Annotated in this window: 17 protein-coding genes; 8 read left to right on the top strand and 9 right to left on the bottom strand. The window is 54.3% G+C overall.

All coding sequences use genetic code 11. From position 1 onward, the window contains the following. Positions 1-48 precede the first annotated feature (48 nt). On the bottom strand, positions 49-624 hold the full coding sequence (locus tag BOW51_RS00265; protein ID WP_078475875.1) for an SPOR domain-containing protein: 576 nt from the start codon (positions 622-624) through the stop codon (positions 49-51). A 10-nt stretch (positions 625-634) separates the two neighbouring features. After that, positions 635-2,395, bottom strand: a complete 1,761-nt coding sequence (argS, locus tag BOW51_RS00260; protein ID WP_078475874.1) for an arginine--tRNA ligase — start codon at positions 2,393-2,395, stop codon at positions 635-637. 152 nt (positions 2,396-2,547) lie between these two features. Between argS and moaB the strand changes: the two genes are divergently transcribed. Beyond that, a complete protein-coding gene (moaB, locus tag BOW51_RS00255; RefSeq protein WP_078475873.1) occupies positions 2,548-3,069 on the top strand; it encodes a molybdenum cofactor biosynthesis protein B in 522 nt (173 codons plus the stop codon). A gap of 175 nt (positions 3,070-3,244) precedes the next feature. On the opposite strand, the gene BOW51_RS00250 is transcribed toward moaB, so the two are convergent. Both BOW51_RS00250 and BOW51_RS00245 read right to left on the bottom strand, forming a co-directional pair. Next, positions 3,245-5,437, bottom strand: a complete 2,193-nt coding sequence (locus BOW51_RS00250) for a primosomal protein N' (RefSeq protein ID WP_078475871.1) — start codon at positions 5,435-5,437, stop codon at positions 3,245-3,247. Positions 5,438-5,723: 286 nt separating this feature from the next. Beyond that, positions 5,724-6,470: a sulfite exporter TauE/SafE family protein gene (locus tag BOW51_RS00245; RefSeq protein ID WP_078475885.1), complete on the bottom strand. Its 747-nt coding sequence runs from the start codon at positions 6,468-6,470 to the stop codon at positions 5,724-5,726. 159 nt (positions 6,471-6,629) lie between these two features. On the opposite strand from BOW51_RS00245, the gene BOW51_RS00240 reads away from it, so the two are divergent. Further along, on the top strand, positions 6,630-7,607 hold the full coding sequence (locus tag BOW51_RS00240; RefSeq protein ID WP_167367189.1) for a DUF4124 domain-containing protein: 978 nt from the start codon (positions 6,630-6,632) through the stop codon (positions 7,605-7,607). Positions 7,608-7,620: 13 nt separating this feature from the next. Here BOW51_RS00240 and slmA read toward each other — a convergent pair whose 3' ends face one another. The 4 genes from slmA to coaBC are packed head-to-tail and all read right to left on the bottom strand — an operon-like array spanning position 7,621 to position 10,763. Beyond that, the gene (gene slmA / locus BOW51_RS00235) at positions 7,621-8,199 is read right to left on the bottom strand and encodes a nucleoid occlusion factor SlmA (RefSeq protein WP_078475867.1); all 579 of its coding nucleotides are present in this window, start codon (positions 8,197-8,199) and stop codon (positions 7,621-7,623) included. Between the two features lies 1 nt (position 8,200). After that, entirely contained in the window at positions 8,201-9,097 is an 897-nt protein-coding gene (argB, locus tag BOW51_RS00230; protein WP_078475866.1) for an acetylglutamate kinase, read from the bottom strand. Positions 9,098-9,109: 12 nt separating this feature from the next. After that, positions 9,110-9,565, bottom strand: coding sequence for a dUTP diphosphatase (dut, locus tag BOW51_RS00225; RefSeq protein WP_078475865.1), 456 nt, complete (start codon positions 9,563-9,565; stop codon positions 9,110-9,112). Then, positions 9,558-10,763, bottom strand: coding sequence for a bifunctional phosphopantothenoylcysteine decarboxylase/phosphopantothenate--cysteine ligase CoaBC (gene coaBC, locus BOW51_RS00220; protein ID WP_078475864.1), 1,206 nt, complete (start codon positions 10,761-10,763; stop codon positions 9,558-9,560). Before coaBC ends, dut begins: the two co-directional genes overlap by 8 nt. A 180-nt stretch (positions 10,764-10,943) precedes the next feature. Here coaBC and hemN point away from each other — a divergent pair, with 180 nt between their 5' ends. Together hemN and radC are read left to right on the top strand one after the other, a co-directional pair. Next, positions 10,944-12,329, top strand: coding sequence for an oxygen-independent coproporphyrinogen III oxidase (gene hemN, locus BOW51_RS00215; RefSeq protein ID WP_078475859.1), 1,386 nt, complete (start codon positions 10,944-10,946; stop codon positions 12,327-12,329). Between the two features lie 101 nt (positions 12,330-12,430). Next, on the top strand, positions 12,431-13,105 hold the full coding sequence (gene radC, locus BOW51_RS00210) for a RadC family protein (RefSeq protein ID WP_078475858.1): 675 nt from the start codon (positions 12,431-12,433) through the stop codon (positions 13,103-13,105). On the opposite strand, the gene BOW51_RS00205 is transcribed toward radC, so the two are convergent. Next, the gene (locus BOW51_RS00205; RefSeq protein WP_078475857.1) at positions 13,079-14,044 is read right to left on the bottom strand and encodes a hydrolase; all 966 of its coding nucleotides are present in this window, start codon (positions 14,042-14,044) and stop codon (positions 13,079-13,081) included. The two genes, radC and BOW51_RS00205, sit on opposite strands and share 27 nt — an antisense overlap. Before the next feature lie 71 nt (positions 14,045-14,115). Here BOW51_RS00205 and purE point away from each other — a divergent pair, with 71 nt between their 5' ends. The 4 genes from purE to BOW51_RS00185 all read left to right on the top strand — a co-directional run. Then, entirely contained in the window at positions 14,116-14,616 is a 501-nt protein-coding gene (gene purE / locus BOW51_RS00200) for a 5-(carboxyamino)imidazole ribonucleotide mutase (protein ID WP_078475856.1), read from the top strand. Next, entirely contained in the window at positions 14,613-15,179 is a 567-nt protein-coding gene (gene tsaC, locus BOW51_RS00195) for an L-threonylcarbamoyladenylate synthase type 1 TsaC (protein WP_078475855.1), read from the top strand. The genes purE and tsaC overlap by 4 nt, the downstream gene beginning before the upstream one ends. Positions 15,180-15,189: 10 nt before the next feature. Next, positions 15,190-16,098, top strand: a complete 909-nt coding sequence (gene hemF / locus BOW51_RS00190) for an oxygen-dependent coproporphyrinogen oxidase (RefSeq protein ID WP_078475854.1) — start codon at positions 15,190-15,192, stop codon at positions 16,096-16,098. Positions 16,099-16,191: 93 nt separating this feature from the next. Then, positions 16,192-16,390 (top strand): DUF350 domain-containing protein (locus BOW51_RS00185; protein WP_078475853.1); only part of this gene is annotated, 199 nt, incomplete at its 3' end.

The raw sequence follows: 16,390 nt of genomic DNA, 5'->3' as shown, positions 1-16,390 counted from the left end.
ATCGCGAATTAAACCATCCGATCATGACAGTTTGATGACATTTGTCAGTTATCCTTCGTTTTTCCTTACTTTTAGAATCAGGCTTTCAACGTCGTGATCCCGCAAGCGCATGTGCAACCCGTATGCCTGTTCACGCGGATAGGGACCACTGCGTACACGGTAGTAGGTTTTGTCGTTGATCGCTACTTTCTCTATGCGTGCGGAGATGCCGATCAGGGCCAGGCTCGCCTCCATTTTCGCAGCATCAGGCCTGTTGCGATATGAGGCTAACTGCAATTGATAGAGACCACTCTTGCGGGTCGATTGTTCTGCTGTCGGCTTCAACGCCTCGGGCGGAACCGCAACTTCCATCTCGGGCAATACCGTGTAGAAGGTGTAGCTCGGATCTTTCGGCTGCTGTGGTACGGGCCTTGACGGCTGAACTGCCAGGGTCGGCTTCTGGACCACGATTACCGCACTGGTCAGCAACTGTGGCTGCACCCTGGCAATAACAAACAGAACAGCCGTTGACAGTACTACGCCACCAATAAACCAGGCCCAGCACGGCAGTGTATGATCACTCTTCCTGCGCGCTGGAGCTCTCTTCTTGCGTGCAGCCGGGCGTTTTTTATAGTCGTGTGGCATAAATCTCCGCTTACATGCTTTGTGGCGCAGAAACGCCCAGCAGTTTCAAACCGTTCTCCAGCACCTGGCGCGTTGCCTGGATCAGCTTGATGCGCGCATCGCGCAAATTTACATCATCGATCAGGAACTGGTGTGCGTTGTAATAAGTGTGCAGACCGTTTGCCAGATCCCGCAGATAGTGGCACAGCTGGTGTGGCTCATGCTGGAGCGCCGCCGCCTCGAGAACTTCCGAATAACGTGCCAGCTGTGTCAGCAACTCCTCTTCATGCTGCTCAGTCAACAGGTCGAGGTGCTTGTCACCTTCTGATATTGTTACATCGACACCCTTCTCATCCGCCTGGCGCAGTACCGAGCAGATGCGCGCATGTGCGTACTGCACATAGTAGACAGGATTGTCGGATGACTGTGACTTGGCAAGATCAAGATCAAAATCGAGATGCTGCTCCGACTTGCGCATAACGTAGAAGAAACGTGCCGCGTCGGCCCCGACTTCCTTGCGCAACTGGCGCAGGGTGACAAACTCACCCGAACGGGTCGACATCTGAACCTTTTCGCCGCCGCGGTAGAGAATCGCGAACTGCACCAGCAGCACATCGAGGTTTGCTCGCTCGGCGCCAAGTGCCTGCATTGCCGCCCTGACACGCGGAACATAGCCGTGATGATCTGCACCCCAGACATCAATCACCTGCTCGAAGCCGCGCTCGAACTTTTCCATGTGATAGGCGATGTCAGAAGCAAAATAGGTCGTCTGGCCATTGTCGCGCACAACTACGCGGTCTTTCTCATCCCCGAAATCGGTGGAACGAAACCACTGTGCCCCGCCATTTTCATATAGATATCCAGCATTCTGCAAGGCATCGAGAGCACGCTCGACCGCTTTCGACTCGACCAGTGAGCGCTCTGAATACCAGTTCTGGAAAGTCACACCGAAAAGCTCAAGGTCCTCGCGGATATCATCAAGAATCGTATTCAGACCCAGATCAAACACATGTCGATAACCGGTTTCGCCGAGCAGCTGCTTGGCGCGTGCGATCAGTGCATCGATATGCAGCTCCTTGTCGCCGCCATCAGGCTCGTCTGCCGGGATATCAGCAAATACATCGTCAGCGGTGTGACGATAGGTATCTGCAAATTCACGGTGCAGGGTTGCTGCGATATCCCACACATAGTCACCCTTGTAACCGTTGGAAGGAAACACAATCGTCTCACCGGCAAGATCGAGATAGCGCAGCCACACCGAGGTGGCGAGGATATCCATCTGGCGTCCGGCGTCATTGACATAGTATTCGCGGTGCACCTCAAAACCGGCCGCCTGCAACAGGTCGGCAACGGTTGCGCCATAGGCAGCTCCGCGACCATGCCCGACATGCAAGGGTCCGGTCGGATTGGCAGAGACAAACTCTACCTGCACACGTTTGCCGGCACCAATCGCAGAACGGCCGTACTGGTGTCCCTGCTCCAGAATCACTGGTACATGCTGGTAAGCGGCAGAACTGGAAACAAAAAAGTTGATGAAACCGGGGCCTGCAATCTCGACGCGATCGATAACATCATCCTGCGGCAGGGCTGCAACCAGCTTTTCAGCCAGCGCGCGCGGATTCATCTTTGCCTGCTTGCACAGCACCATGGCGGCATTTGTGGCAAAGTTACCATGGCTTGAATCACGCGTACGATCAACGTTCGGCTCAATGCTGACAGGGGCATCAATAATGCCCTCTGATACCAGGGTGTCGACGGCGGTGGAGATGATTTTCTGAATCGCGGCTTTCATGTAGTAGGCATGTTAAAGGCTGTTAAGCACAAGTTCTTGGGAATTGGTTGTGAAGGATAACGGAAAGACCCGCTTCTATAAACCTGAAAAAGCGTGAATTCACTGCTTGCTTGGGTACAATGATGCAAACAGGCACATCAGGAAATCGATTCATGTCCAGCGAACGCAACTTCATACCTCTCAACATCTGCATCCTCACCGTTTCCGACACACGTACCGAGGCGGACGATAAATCGGGCAATACACTGAAAAAGCTGGCCGAAGAGGCCGGTCACAATGTGTATGAAAAAGCCATCACGCCGGATGATATCTACCAGATCCGTGCGGTGGTTTCAAAATGGATAGCGAACGATGAGATCAATGTCGTCATCACCACCGGAGGAACTGGCGTCACCGGTCGTGACAGCACGCCCGAAGCTGTCACACCACTGCTCGACAAGATCATTGACGGTTTCGGCGAAATGTTCCGTGTTCTCTCGTATGAGTTGATCGGCCCCTCGACCATGCAGTCTCGCGCTATCGCCGGGGTTTCCAATGCAACTTATACCTTCTGCCTGCCCGGCTCCACCGGTGCCTGCAAGGATGGCTGGAACAAGCTTATCTCGCACCAGCTAGACTACCGCACCCGCCCGTGCAACATGGTGGAACTGATGCCACGGCTGCTGGAGAAATGACCGTCTGACATACAGAATACAGCGTCATGCCAGCCTCGAGCCAGCATCCATGATGCGCATATGCTGTTCTTGATGGACCCCGGGTCAAGCCCGGGGCGACGAACTGATGTGATCCTGCAATATAAGCAAGCTCAATTCACTAACCAGTGGCCCGGTTTGCATGAGCAGTGGTGCATTACAACTGCTCCTGCGGATCGATATCAATACTCCAGCGTACCGAGCGCGCTGTTTTAAGCTTTCTCAACTGCTGTGTCCAGTGATCAACATGTGCGTGCAGGGTAGCGCGTTCAGCTGCCTGCAATAACAGGTGACCGCGAAAATGTCCTGCCTTGCGTTCCATCGGTGCCGGAACAGGCCCCCAGATTTCGACGTTTTTCAGCAACTCCCTGGCCGTATCAGCAGCATACTCAAGAAAATCGTCGGTTTTCTCTGCCGAACTACTCTCAGCACGCAGAAGCAGCTGGTAACTGTAGGGCGGAAATACTGCCTCCTGGCGCTCCTTGAGTTCTGCCTTCGCAAAACTGTCGTAGTCACCACATAGCAACTCCTGCAACAATGGGTGTTCAGGGTTGCGTGTCTGGATTATCACGTGCCCCGGTTTTTTACCTCGCCCTGCCCTGCCTGCCACCTGCAGCATCAGCTGTGCTGTCTTTTCCGGTGAACGGAAATCGGGCGACAACAGGCCCGCATCGAGATTAAGAATGCCGACGAGGGTGACATTAGGAAAGTCGTGTCCCTTTGCAACCATCTGTGTGCCAACCAGAATGCCCGACTCCCCCATGTGCATTTTTTCCAGGTGCGCCTCGAGACTACCCTTGCGGCGGGTGGTATCACGGTCAATGCGCACCACAGGCGTCTCTGCAAACAGCTCACCGAGCGTCTCCTCAAGGCGCTCTGTACCCTGCCCCAGGTAGACCAGCTCTTCACTTTCACAGGCCGGACAAACCTTTGGTTGCGGTTTTTGATAACCACAATGGTGACACCAGAGCCTGTGTGCCGATGCGTGGAAAGTCATGCGTGCGTCACAATGTTCACATTCGGCAATCCAGCCACAATCATTACAGGTCAGTTGCGGTGCATAGCCACGCCGGTTGAGAAACAGGATCACCTGCTCGCCAGCCTGCAGGCACTTGCGCACCGCCTTGATCAGGGTTGCCGACAAACCGCCGTGCAGGTGTTCGCTACGAATATCGACCGCTTGCAGGGTGGGCGGCACTGCCCCGCCCGCTCTCCGGGTAAGGCGCACGCGCTGATAACGTCCCTGTATTGCGTTATATATGGTTTCAAGTGAAGGTGTCGCCGAACCCAGCACAACCGGAATTCCCGACTGCTTGGCACGCATCACGGCAACATCACGCGCAGCGTAGCGAAACCCCTCCTGCTGCTTGTATGAAAGGTCATGCTCCTCGTCGATAATGATCAGCCCGAGTTCCGGTAACGGCACAAACACCGCTGAACGTGTCCCGACCAGCAGGCGTGCATCACCGCTACGCGCTGCATTCCAGGCGCGTTCGCGCTCGCTGTCGCCCATGCCAGAATGCATGCTGACAACAGCCGAATCGATGCCAGCCTGGAAGCGCCTCAACAGCTGCGGTGTCAATGCGATCTCCGGCACCAGCACCAGTACCTGTTTGCCCTGCCCTATAACTGCCTGCGCCGCCTGGATATAGACCTCGGTTTTGCCGGAACCGGTCACCCCCTGTAGCAGGACGGGAGCAAATTGCCCGTCCGCTTCAACAATCGTAGTGACGGCATCGCGCTGTTCATCATTGAGGTTAAGTTTCTGCCGCGACTCCCCGCTTTCTGCATTCGCTGATGCGTAGCGGGCGCTATCTTCAATCCACCCTTTTTGTGCGAGTCGTTTCAACACGCTGCCGATATCTGCACCAAGTTCACGCAACTGGGTCTCCGCTACAGCACTCCCCGCCTCTTTCATCATCTGTATGACGATTTTCTGGCGTGAAGCCCGCGCATCGAGCTCTTCGGCATCCGGACATGTCGCACATAAAGCCCAGTAACGCTGCCGGTGTGTTCTTACTGCACGCTCCTGGCGCAGGTTGACTGGCAGGGCTGTCGCTACTGCCTCGCCAATCGGATGGTGATAGTAGTTTGAACTCCACTCCAGCAGCTGGCGCAGTGGCACATCAAGTAGTGCGGTGTCATCGATCACCTGCGCAACGGGCTTCAACTTGTAGGGGAGATCATCCTTTTGCCCGGCAAATTCCCACACAATTCCGACCCGTTTGCCACGCCCGAATGGCACCAGTACACGGCAGCCCGGTTCGGCCTGCATATGTGCCGGAAACAGGTAATCGAACAGCCCCGGAAGGGGTGCTTGCACGGCGACACGGACGATTTTTTTGCTCATTGCGACAATCTTACACGCAAGTCGATTTTCGGGCTGCTGTCAAATACACACAGCCTGTGGATAACTCTGTGGATTGACAAGCTGAATTGACTGATTTTACTGAATTTTTAGTCATCCGCATATTTTGCACAAAAAAGGTGCGTTATTAATTTTGTTTAATAATTTCAATAATTTACAGAATTTCATCGAATTCTAATAAATGATTTACTGATTTTGCATTGCACAAATCGGTGCCCATGCCCACGGTGTGAAAAACTCGCTTTCTTACAGGCAATTTACGCGCCCGTCAACCGAGAATTAGCTTGATGCCAAGCACGATTGTCACCGCCTCAAATCCCCGTTTTATCCAGCGATTTCCCCTGGTGATCGAAAGATGCGCGCCCGAATAACCGCCGAGCAACGAACCGGCAATTAAAACAGGCAGCCATTCCCACTTAATGTCGCCCAACAGGCCCAGCGTCACGGCACCTGCGCCGTTCCAGAAAAGTCCTACAAGAATCAGCGTGTAGGCAACGGCGCGCTGGTAATCTAAGCCGAACCAGCGGATCAGCCAGATGGTAACAAAAAGCCCCGTGCCAGAGGTCAGGGAGCCATTAAGTATGCCGATAACGAATAGTCCCACTCCACCAAGCAGGAAGCCGGACAGGTCGCGATGTACCGGCAGATGCTGCTGGCCAAGCTGCTTGCGCCAGATCGAATAGAGCCCAAGCCCGAGTGTCAGAATGCCAAGGGCAATTTCCGCGTGACGATCCTCAACAGAGAGGATCAGGCTTGCTCCCAACACGACTCCCGGAAGTCCGGTAGCGAGAATAAAGAGCATGAAATCACGTTCCAGCGAGCTTGACCTCATGTGCCTTAGCGTCGCGCCGAGGCCGAGTGCAACAGAGGCCACCTTGTGCGTTGCCAGTGCGACTCCGAAAGGCAGGCCGAGGAAAAGTAGCGCCGGCAATTGCACCAGGCCAGCACCGCCCCCGGAGAAAGCTGAAAAGAGATTCGCCAGATAGGAGATCAGGAACAGCGCCAGATTTTCAATCACTCGGGATAGCCCCGCAAGTCGGGTGCACACGTAGGGGCTTGTTGATATAATCGGCTGAAGTATCTGAAAAAATTGTTGGTTTTTGACTATTCACAGACCGCATTATTGGTATAACCTTTGCTCTATGCCTATTGAATTTCACACAGGGCGTACCTGGTGATCACATTTCGTTTTGCCATTCTAACGTCAATCACAGTGGTTGCGCTTGCAATAGCGAGCCAGCTGCATGCTGGCCTGTACCGCTGGGTGGATGAGAACGGTAAAGTTCACTATTCGGACTCCATGCCCCCGGAAGTCGCCCTCAAGGGTAGTGACGTGTTGAATAAACAGGGCATTCGCGTCATGACCATCACGCCGCCAAAGTCAAAAGATGAACAGAAGGCGATAATAGACGATGAACACGCCCGGAGAATCGAGGAACAACGCAACAAACGTCAAATTGCAGCGGACAAATCCCTTATTTCGGCCTATCGCCATGAGAGGGATATTCTGGAGGCAAGAGATGAGAATATCGCTATCGTCAGCGCCGCAGAGCTGGTAATTAATGGCAATATCCACCGTGCCAGGCTCCACCTGCTGCACATGTCTTCCCTGACTGACAAACAGGTCTCCGATCTTAAAAAACTGCTCCACAGGAACTATGTATCACTCTTCCGCTATGACCATGAGCGCGAGGGGATTGAGGAAAAATACAACGGCCTGCTGCTGCGTTACCGCCATATTCAAAGGCATGGTCCAGGTGCTACCACTCCGATGGGCGATTCGCCTGATTCGGATGTGCCATTCCTCTCTTGCCACAATGTCCACCTCAAGTGCCCTGATGCTGAAACCTGCGGGCGCTGGTGGAAACGTACAAAACAGTACCTCAACGAGAACTCGGATATGCCGCTCTTGATTGAGACTGATACCTTGCTGTCAACCCAAATGCCTATTCAGAGAGAAGATATTAGCCTTAGTGCTGCATTCGAGCCGAAGGGAGCTAATGGTTATGGCGAGATTCTGCTGGACCTGGATTGCGGTGACATCAGCCCATCTGGCGAGAGACAGCAGACCAGCCATGAAGGAGAGTGTTTTAGCCAGCGCTCAAAAGGGATCAGCAAACAATTCAGACCCTTTGTCACAGGGGCGTATTGATTCTAAAGGACCTCTAAAAAACCGCCTTGACGACAAGTGCCCACGACTGTTCCAGCCCATCCATCGGTGAAGTAGTGAAGATTGAGCGGCGATAGTGGTGCAGGCGGCCCTCGCTCCAGTCAACAATAAAACGGGCAGCAACTTCCGGTTCAACGACGGATTCACGTTCATTGCGCATACCCGCCTCGCGTAACACCTGGCGCAACTGGGTTTCGAGGCGATTGAAAAATTGCTCAACTCGCTTGTGCAGGCGCTCGTTTTCTCCAGTCAAGGCATCGCCCAGCAGCAGGCGGGTGATTCCGGGATTACGGTCGGCAAAGGCGAGTAGCAGGTAACAGATGCCATAGCAGCGCGCCACAGTCTCCTGGCTCTCGGAAAGAACCTTGTTAATGCGCGAAAAAACACTCTCCTCGGCAAACTCGATCAGCGCCTCAAAGATTTTTGCCTTGCTGGCAAAGTGGCGGTACAGGGCTGCTTCCGACACGCCGGCCGATGCTGCCAGCGATGCCGTGGTAATACGGTTGCCCGACTGTGCCGCCAGTTCATGGGCAAGGCTCTCAAGAATCGCCTGCTTGCGTGAAGGACGAGGCATCTCAGGATCCCATGATCAGGGTGCCAATACCCTGATCCGTAAACAATTCAACCATCACCGCGTGGGGCACGCGCCCGTCGATGATATGTGCGCTGGCTACGCCCGACTTGACCGCATCAAGGGCACAACCGATTTTCGGCAGCATACCGCCATGGATGGTGCCATCGGCAATCAGGTCGTCGACCCGTTTCGTATCCAACCCGGTGAGCAACTTTCCCTGCTTGTCGAGCAGGCCTTCGATATTGGTGAGCAGAATAAGCTTCTCGGCTTTCAGTACTTCTGCCATCTTGCCTGCCACCAGGTCAGCGTTGATGTTGTAGCTGAGACCATCCTTGCCAACACCGATAGGCGCGATAACCGGAATAAAATTGCCGTGTACGAGCATATCGACAACCGAGGCATCAATGCTCTCGACCTCACCAACATGGCCAATATCGATAATCTCGGGCACATCCAGCTCGGGTGCATTACTGCGCATTTGCAGGCGTTTTGCATGAATCAGGTCGCCATCCTTGCCGGTGAGACCAACCGCTGATCCACCATGGCGATTGATGAGGTTGACGATCTCCTTGTTGACCAGCCCGCCAAGCACCATCTCGACCACGTCCATGGTCTCTGCATCAGTGACGCGCATGCCCTGAACGAATTCGCTCTCCTTGCCCAACCTCTGCAACAGGCTGCCGATCTGCGGACCACCGCCGTGGACAACGACCGGATTGATGCCGACCGTTTTCATCAGCACAACGTCACGTGCAAAGCCTCTTTTCAGATCTTCGTCGACCATGGCATTGCCGCCATACTTGATCACCACGGTTTTTCCACGAAAGCGCTGAATGTAGGGCAGGGCTTCCGTTAATACGTGTGCGACATTTTTTGCGCCGTCAGTTGTCAGTCCCATCGCTATACTCCTTCAGTGACGCCCGGAATGGCCAAAGCCGCCCTCACCACGATCACTCGTGTCAAACTCGTCAACAAGTGTGAACTGTGCCTGTACCACTGGCAGTACCACCAGTTGTGCAAGCCGTTCACCGATCTCTACGCGAAACCCCTCGCTGCCACGGTTCCAGCAGGAGACGAACAGTTCACCCTGGTAATCGGAATCAATCAGGCCAACCAGGTTGCCGAGAACGATACCGTGCTTGTGACCCAGCCCCGAGCGCGGCAGTATCACCGCAGCAAGTTTGGGATCACCAATATGAATGGCGATACCGGTCGGAATCAGCTTGGTGTCACCGGGTGCCAGCTGCATGGATTCATCCAGCATCGCGCGCAGGTCCATGCCGGCCGAGCCGGGCGTGGCGTAGGCGGGCAGGGGGAATTCATGTCCAAGACGTTGGTCGAGTATCTTCAGTTCGAGTTCATGCATTATTTTGCTCATTTAATTGATCACATATCAGCTCGACCAACTTGTGGGCCAGCCGCTGTTTATCCATCATCGGCAGCTCGGTGCTGCCATTCTTCCACAAGACAGTCAGGGCATTCTCTGCCGCATCAAAACCGCCTGTTTCGCCGCCAACATGGTTGGCCGCGATCATGTGTAAATTTTTGCGTGTGCGCTTCTCTTCAGCATGCCGGACAACGTCGTGCGTCTCGGCGGCAAAACCGACACAAAAGGGCGCTCCGGGCAGGGCAGCAACATCGGCGAGAATATCCGGGTTGCAAACCAGCTCCAGCGTCATACTCTGTGCCGATTTCTTGATTTTTCCGCTGGCGACATCTGCCGGTCGGTAATCGGCCACAGCGGCACTCGCCACGAACAGTGCCTGGTTAGCGATAGAGTCCATCACGGTCGCGTGCATTTCTGCCGCCGATTCAACATCGATACGCCGTACACCCTTCGGTGTTTCAAGCTTGACTGGCCCAGCAACCAGGGTTACCTCGGCACCTTGCTCAACCAACGCCTGGGCCACTGCAAAACCCATCTTGCCCGAGCTGCGGTTACCGATAAAACGCACCGGATCCAATGCTTCATAAGTCGGCCCTGCCGTGACCATGGCACTGACGCCATCCAGACGACCTGCCGGAAAACTGGCATTTATCTTCTCAGCAATCTCTACTGGCTCAATCATCCTGCCCATGCCGACATCGCCACACGCCTGTTCTCCGGCTGCCGGACCCCATAGCTGGTATTCTCGCTCACCCAGCAGTTCAAGATTCGCCTGCGTAGCAGCATCGGCCCACATCTGCTGGTTCATTGCCGGGGCTATCGCAACCGCTGCCGGTGTTGCCAGAACCAGTGTCGTCAGCAGGTCATCTGCCTCACCATGGGCAAGACGCGCCATCAGGTCTGCCGTAGCAGGAGCAATCACTACCAGGTCAGCCCAGCGTGCCAGTTCAATGTGGCCCATCGCCGCCTCGTGCTCCTCGTCGAATAGCCCGCTCCTGACCGTGTGGCCTGTCAACGCCTGAAATGTCATAGGACCGACGAACTCGGTCGCTGCAGTTGTCATAACTACACGCACCTCGGCGCCAGCCTTGACCAGCAGACGCGCAAGTTCTGCGGATTTGTAGGCTGCAATTCCGCCGCTGACACCCAGTAATATATGACGCCCCAGTAAAGACAAGGCTGCTTTCCTGTTAAGAACTGTTTTCAGCAGATAGATTATCAGATAGGAATCTGCAGAGGTAGTAAGCGCTCACAATAATCTTCAGGCACCTAGCGACTAAATGACTAACAACCAATAACTAACGGCCAATAGCCAATAACCCTTTAAACATAACGCTTTTCGCCTTAGAATGCCTTGATGGACAATCCCCTGATACTCGATCCCGAACTGATCAAGCGCTACGACCTCAGCGGTCCGCGCTATACCTCCTATCCAACTGCGCTGCAATTTGATGACAGCTTTACTGCTGCTGATTACCGTACAGCTGCCGAGGACTCCAATCGCACTGACCGTGGCCTGTCGCTCTATTTCCACATCCCTTTTTGCGACACTGTCTGCTTCTTCTGCGCCTGCAACAAGATTGCAACCAAGGACAGAAGCAAGGCACAGCCTTACCTGGAACGCGTCTACAAGGAACTTGAGATGCAATCCGCGCTGTTCGACTCGTCGCGCCAGGTCAGGCAGCTGCACTGGGGTGGCGGCACACCGACTTTCATCAGCAACGAGCAGATGCACGAGTTAATGCTGAAGACAGGCGAGGCATTCCAGCTGGTCGATGATGATTCAGGCGAGTACTCAATCGAGATCGACCCGCGTGAAGCAGACCGTGAGAAGGTGATGCAACTGCGCGAAATCGGTTTCAACCGCATCAGCCTCGGCGTGCAGGATTTTGATCACAAGGTGCAGGTTGCGGTGAACCGCATTCAGCCCGAGGAACAGACCATCGAGGTACTGACTGCCGCTCGCGATGCCGGCTTCAAGTCCGTTAGTGTCGACCTGATCTACGGCCTGCCTCTGCAAACTGCGGATAGTTTTGACCGCACCCTCGATCGCATGATCGAGATTTCGCCCGACCGCCTGTCAGTATTCAACTATGCACACCTGCCAGAGCGCTTCAAGCCGCAGCGTCGCATCAATGAAGATGAGCTGCCGCCACCTGAAGAGAAACTTGAGATCCTGCGCCGTACCGGTAGCAAACTGGCCGAGGCGGGTTATGTTTACATCGGTATGGATCACTTCGCCAAGCCGGAAGATGAGCTCGTGGCACACCAGAAGGCGGGCACCCTGTATCGTAACTTCCAGGGCTACTCGACCCACGCAGACTGTGACCTGATCGGTATCGGTGTCACCTCAATCGGCATGATCGGCAATGTCTACGCACAGAACATGCGTGGCCTGGATGACTATAACGCACGTATCGATGCCGGTGAGCTGGCTGTTTCGCATGGCCTCATGCTGACGCTTGACGACATGATCCGTCGCGACGTCATCACCCGCCTGATCTGCAACTTTCAGCTCGATATCACTTCATTTGAGCGCAAATGGCGCATCAATTTTGCAGACCACTTCGCTAAAGAACTGGAACGCCTGCAGGGAATGATCGATGATGAGCTACTTGTCGTGGAAAATAATAAGATCACCGTTCATCAACGTGGTCGACTGCTAATTCGCAACATCTGCATGCAATTCGATGCCTACCTCGACAGGGATGGCGCTACCACCCGCTATTCCAAGGTGCTCTAAACCAAAACAGCCGGTGTTCAGCAACGGCACTTGCATACTACTGCAGGCTTTTTCAGGCAAATTTTGCCAGACTCTATGCTCACCATGAATGGAGTATGGGAATGGCAATCAGTGACTGGCCAAGCACGGAAAGACCAAGGGAAAAACTGCTTCAGCGAGGTGCGTCTGCGCTATCGGACGCCGAACTGTTGGCGATTTTTCTGCGCACCGGAGTCAAGGGCAAGAGCGCCGTGGACCTGGCACGGGAACTGCTCGCCGATTTTGACGGCCTGCGTAACCTGTTAGCTGCCGACAGGCAGCGTTTCTGCAAGGCAGCCGGTCTCGGTGATGCAAAGTTTGCCCAGCTGCAGGCAGTCGTCGAGATGACGCGTCGCTACCACGGCGAAAAAATTAAACGCGGCGTCGAACTCACATCGCCTGACAGGGCGTTCAACTACCTGCGGGCAGAGATTGGCAGCGCAACACGCGAACTCTTTGGCGTACTCTTTCTCGATACAAGACACCGGGTTATCAGTTTCGATACGCTCTTCAGCGGCACCATCGATGGTGCGAGCGTGCATCCTCGCGAGGTTGTCAAACGCGTCCTGCAGCATAATGCCGCAGCCGTAATTCTTGCGCACAACCATCCATCCGGAGTTGCCGAACCGAGCAGGGCGGATATCGCTATTACGGAAAAGATTAAATCGGCGCTGGCATTGGTCGAAGTACGCCTGCTGGATCACATTATTGTTACCGCCGATGGCGCTGAATCAATGGCCGACCGGGGTCTCGTTTGATTTAAGGAACTCGATAATGCGCTTCTCGAGCCAGCGTTTTGGCAAACTGCCAGTCATGAATCCGACATGCCCCCCGTGTTCAGTCAATTCGAGTGTGACATGCTCCGACAGTTCAGCTGGTTCAGGTGCTGCATGCGGATACATAAAGGGATCGTCACTTGAGTGAATGATCAGCGTGCGCCTGCGAATGCCGCGGAGATACTGCCGGCAACTGCTGCGTCGATAATAGTCATCGACTCCGTCAAAACCATGTAATGGCGCGGTGATCTGATCATCAAACTGGAAAAAATCCTTTAAATCGGCAGGGTCGATATCTAGTGGGGAAGGGCGCTTACTGAACTTGCGCTGGTAGGCCACGCGCATTTTGCGCAACAGGTAGGACTGATAAATGCGTGAACCGCCCTGCTGCAAACGCTTTGCCGCAAGCTCGAGACGAAAAGGAATAGAGACTGCAACAGCAGATTGCGGTATTGCATCGTCACCCGCTTCACCCAGCCACTTGAGCATCGCGTTGGCTCCCAGCGAATAACCAATTATCGCGTACAGTGGCTTGCCAGTTACCTCTACAATATGTGTTGCAACAGCGGAAATATCGGCTGTATCGCCCGAATGATAGGCTCGATCAAACCGGCTTGGCTCACCACTACAGCCGCGAAAATGCATGATAATGGCACTATATCCGTTTATTTGCAGCGAATTCATCATTGCTGCAGCATAATGTGAATCAATCGAGCCCTCCAGGCCATGAACAACCATGACCAGTGGCCCATCGCCACCTCCCCAGACAAGGTCAACAAAATCGCCATCCGGCAAATTGAAGCGCTCTTGACGCCCCTCAAAGCGCTGGCGTGCGAAAAAAACCGGCCAGAATGTCTGAAAGTGTGGGCTTTTCAGCCACCAAGTCGGTCTGAATTGACTCTTGATCAGTGATCCGCCCATTTTCTATACATCTTGCCTTAAGGAGAATAAATAGTTATCTTCGCTCTCTTTTCCCGAAAAAGGAATCAATTATGAGTAAACCATTCGTTGCTGTTCTGATGGGTTCGAAGTCGGACCTGCCGGTGATCGAGAAGACTCTCGACATTCTTAAATCCCTCGAGGTACCGTTCGAGGTAAAAATCACTTCTGCGCATCGCACCCCCGCGGCCACGCATGCGTACGTCAAGGATGCTGAGGCGCGCGGCTGTAATGTCTTTATCTGTGCTGCCGGTCTTGCTGCACATTTGGCCGGTACTGTTGCCGGACTGACTCTCAAGCCGGTTATCGGCATCCCCATGGATGCAGGCCCCATGCAAGGTCTTGATTCACTCTTCTCTACTGTCATGATGCCAGGCGGTATTCCCGTCGCCTCTGTTGCGGTCGGTAGCGCCGGTGCGAAAAACGCCGCCTATCTTGCTGCACAGATGCTGTCACTGGCTGACAGTGAGCTTGCCGGACGCGTCGCAGCTGAACGTGCTGCCAACGCTGAAGCTGTCATGGCAGCTGACAAGGAACTGCAGGAACAGCTTTGAGCGAATCACAATTGCCTGCGTGGCAATTGCGTGAGGCCAGGCGTTGTCTCTATAGCGGCGGCGTCATCGCCTACCCGACCGAGGCCGTTTACGGCCTCGGCTGTGATCCGCTCGATCCGCATGCAGTCGCACGACTGTTGTGGCTCAAGGGCAGGGCGCCTGAAAAAGGGCTGATTCTGATCGCCTCAGCGATCGAGCAGCTTGCGCCCTATATCTGCGTCGACGATATCACCACAAAGGAACTTGAGGAGAGCTGGCCCGGACCTGTTACCTGGGTTGTACCTGCCGCAGCCGATGTTCCGGCATGGATTACCGGTGGACGAGACGCGATTGCTGTACGCGTGACTGCACATCCTCTTGCCAGTGACCTGTGTAGCGTCTTCGGTGGCGCACTCATTTCAACCAGTGCAAACACCTCCGGCAAGGAACCGGCACGTAACCCTTTGCAGGTGCGCAAACGACTCCGGGGGCTTCCTGATATGATCGTCAACGGCGCCACGGGGCAACTCGACAGACCGACCGAGATCCGTGATGCCGCAAGCGGCACCCTTCTGCGGGCATGAGAACAAAAAGATGAATGAAATATCGATCAATGATGTAAAAAACTACCTCTTGGGCCTGCAAGACAGCATCTGCAACGCACTTGCCGAAGAGGATGGCGGCGAAGGCTTTCTTGAGGAGAGCTGGGAACGTGAAGCCGGCGGAGGCGGGCGCACACGTGTCATGGAAGGCAGCAAGGTTTTTGAAAAAGCCGGTGTAAATTTCTCACATGTTCATGGCACACAGCTGCCACCGTCGGCAACCGCTGCACGCCCCGAACTGGCCGGACGCAGTTTCCAGGCGATGGGCGTGTCGCTAGTCATACATCCTCACAATCCCTACGTACCGACATCACATGCCAATGTGCGTTTTTTTGTCGCCGAACACGAAACAGAAGACCCGGTGTGGTGGTTTGGCGGCGGTTTTGACCTGACGCCCTACTACCCGTTTGAAGAGGATGTGATTCACTGGCACACAAAAGCAAAGGCCGCATGCGACCCTTTTGGTGAGAACGTCTATTCCGACTACAAGAAATGGTGTGATGAATACTTTTTTCTAAAGCACCGCAATGAGACCCGCGGTGTCGGGGGGCTCTTTTTCGACGACCTCAACGAGTGGGGCTTTGAGAAGACATTCAAATTCATGCAGAGCGTTGGCAACGCCTATATCGATGCCTATCTGCCAATCGTACAGATACGTCGCGAAACACCTTACGGTGAACGCGAACGTGATTTCCAGCTCTACCGGCGCGGGCGCTATGTCGAGATCAACCTGGTCTATGACCGTGGCACCATTTTCGGCCTGCAGAGCGGCGGCCGTACCGAATCAATCCTGATGTCACTGCCGTCACTGGTGAAGTGGCGATATAACTGGTCTCCAGAACCCGGTTCACCCGAGTCTCTTCTCTATGAGCGTTATCTCAAGCCGCAGGAGTGGATATAGAGCCAAGGCCATGGCCTGGCTGATTCAGCTATACTAAATACACAATAAAGAACAACAGGCCCGTATTTAAACGGGCGAATCCCGGAGGATTTAATGACAGACCTCGACCCGCTTTTTCTCAACATCATTTATGTCGCTACCGGTGGCATCATGGTGCTGTTTTTCATGTGGATGGGCTGCAAGCTCTTCAGTCACATTGTCAATTTCAGCATCCCCGACAAGCTTGCCGAAGGCAACATCGCCGTTGGTATCATGATTGCCGGCATGTTTATCGGTATTGGAACGGCCCTTG

The sequence above is a fragment of the Solemya elarraichensis gill symbiont genome, from assembly GCF_002021095.1.
Taxonomy (GTDB): Bacteria; Pseudomonadota; Gammaproteobacteria; order Chromatiales; family Chromatiaceae.
The sequence above is the reverse complement of the archived record's forward strand: the minus strand, read 5'-3'. Positions and strand labels throughout refer to the sequence as shown.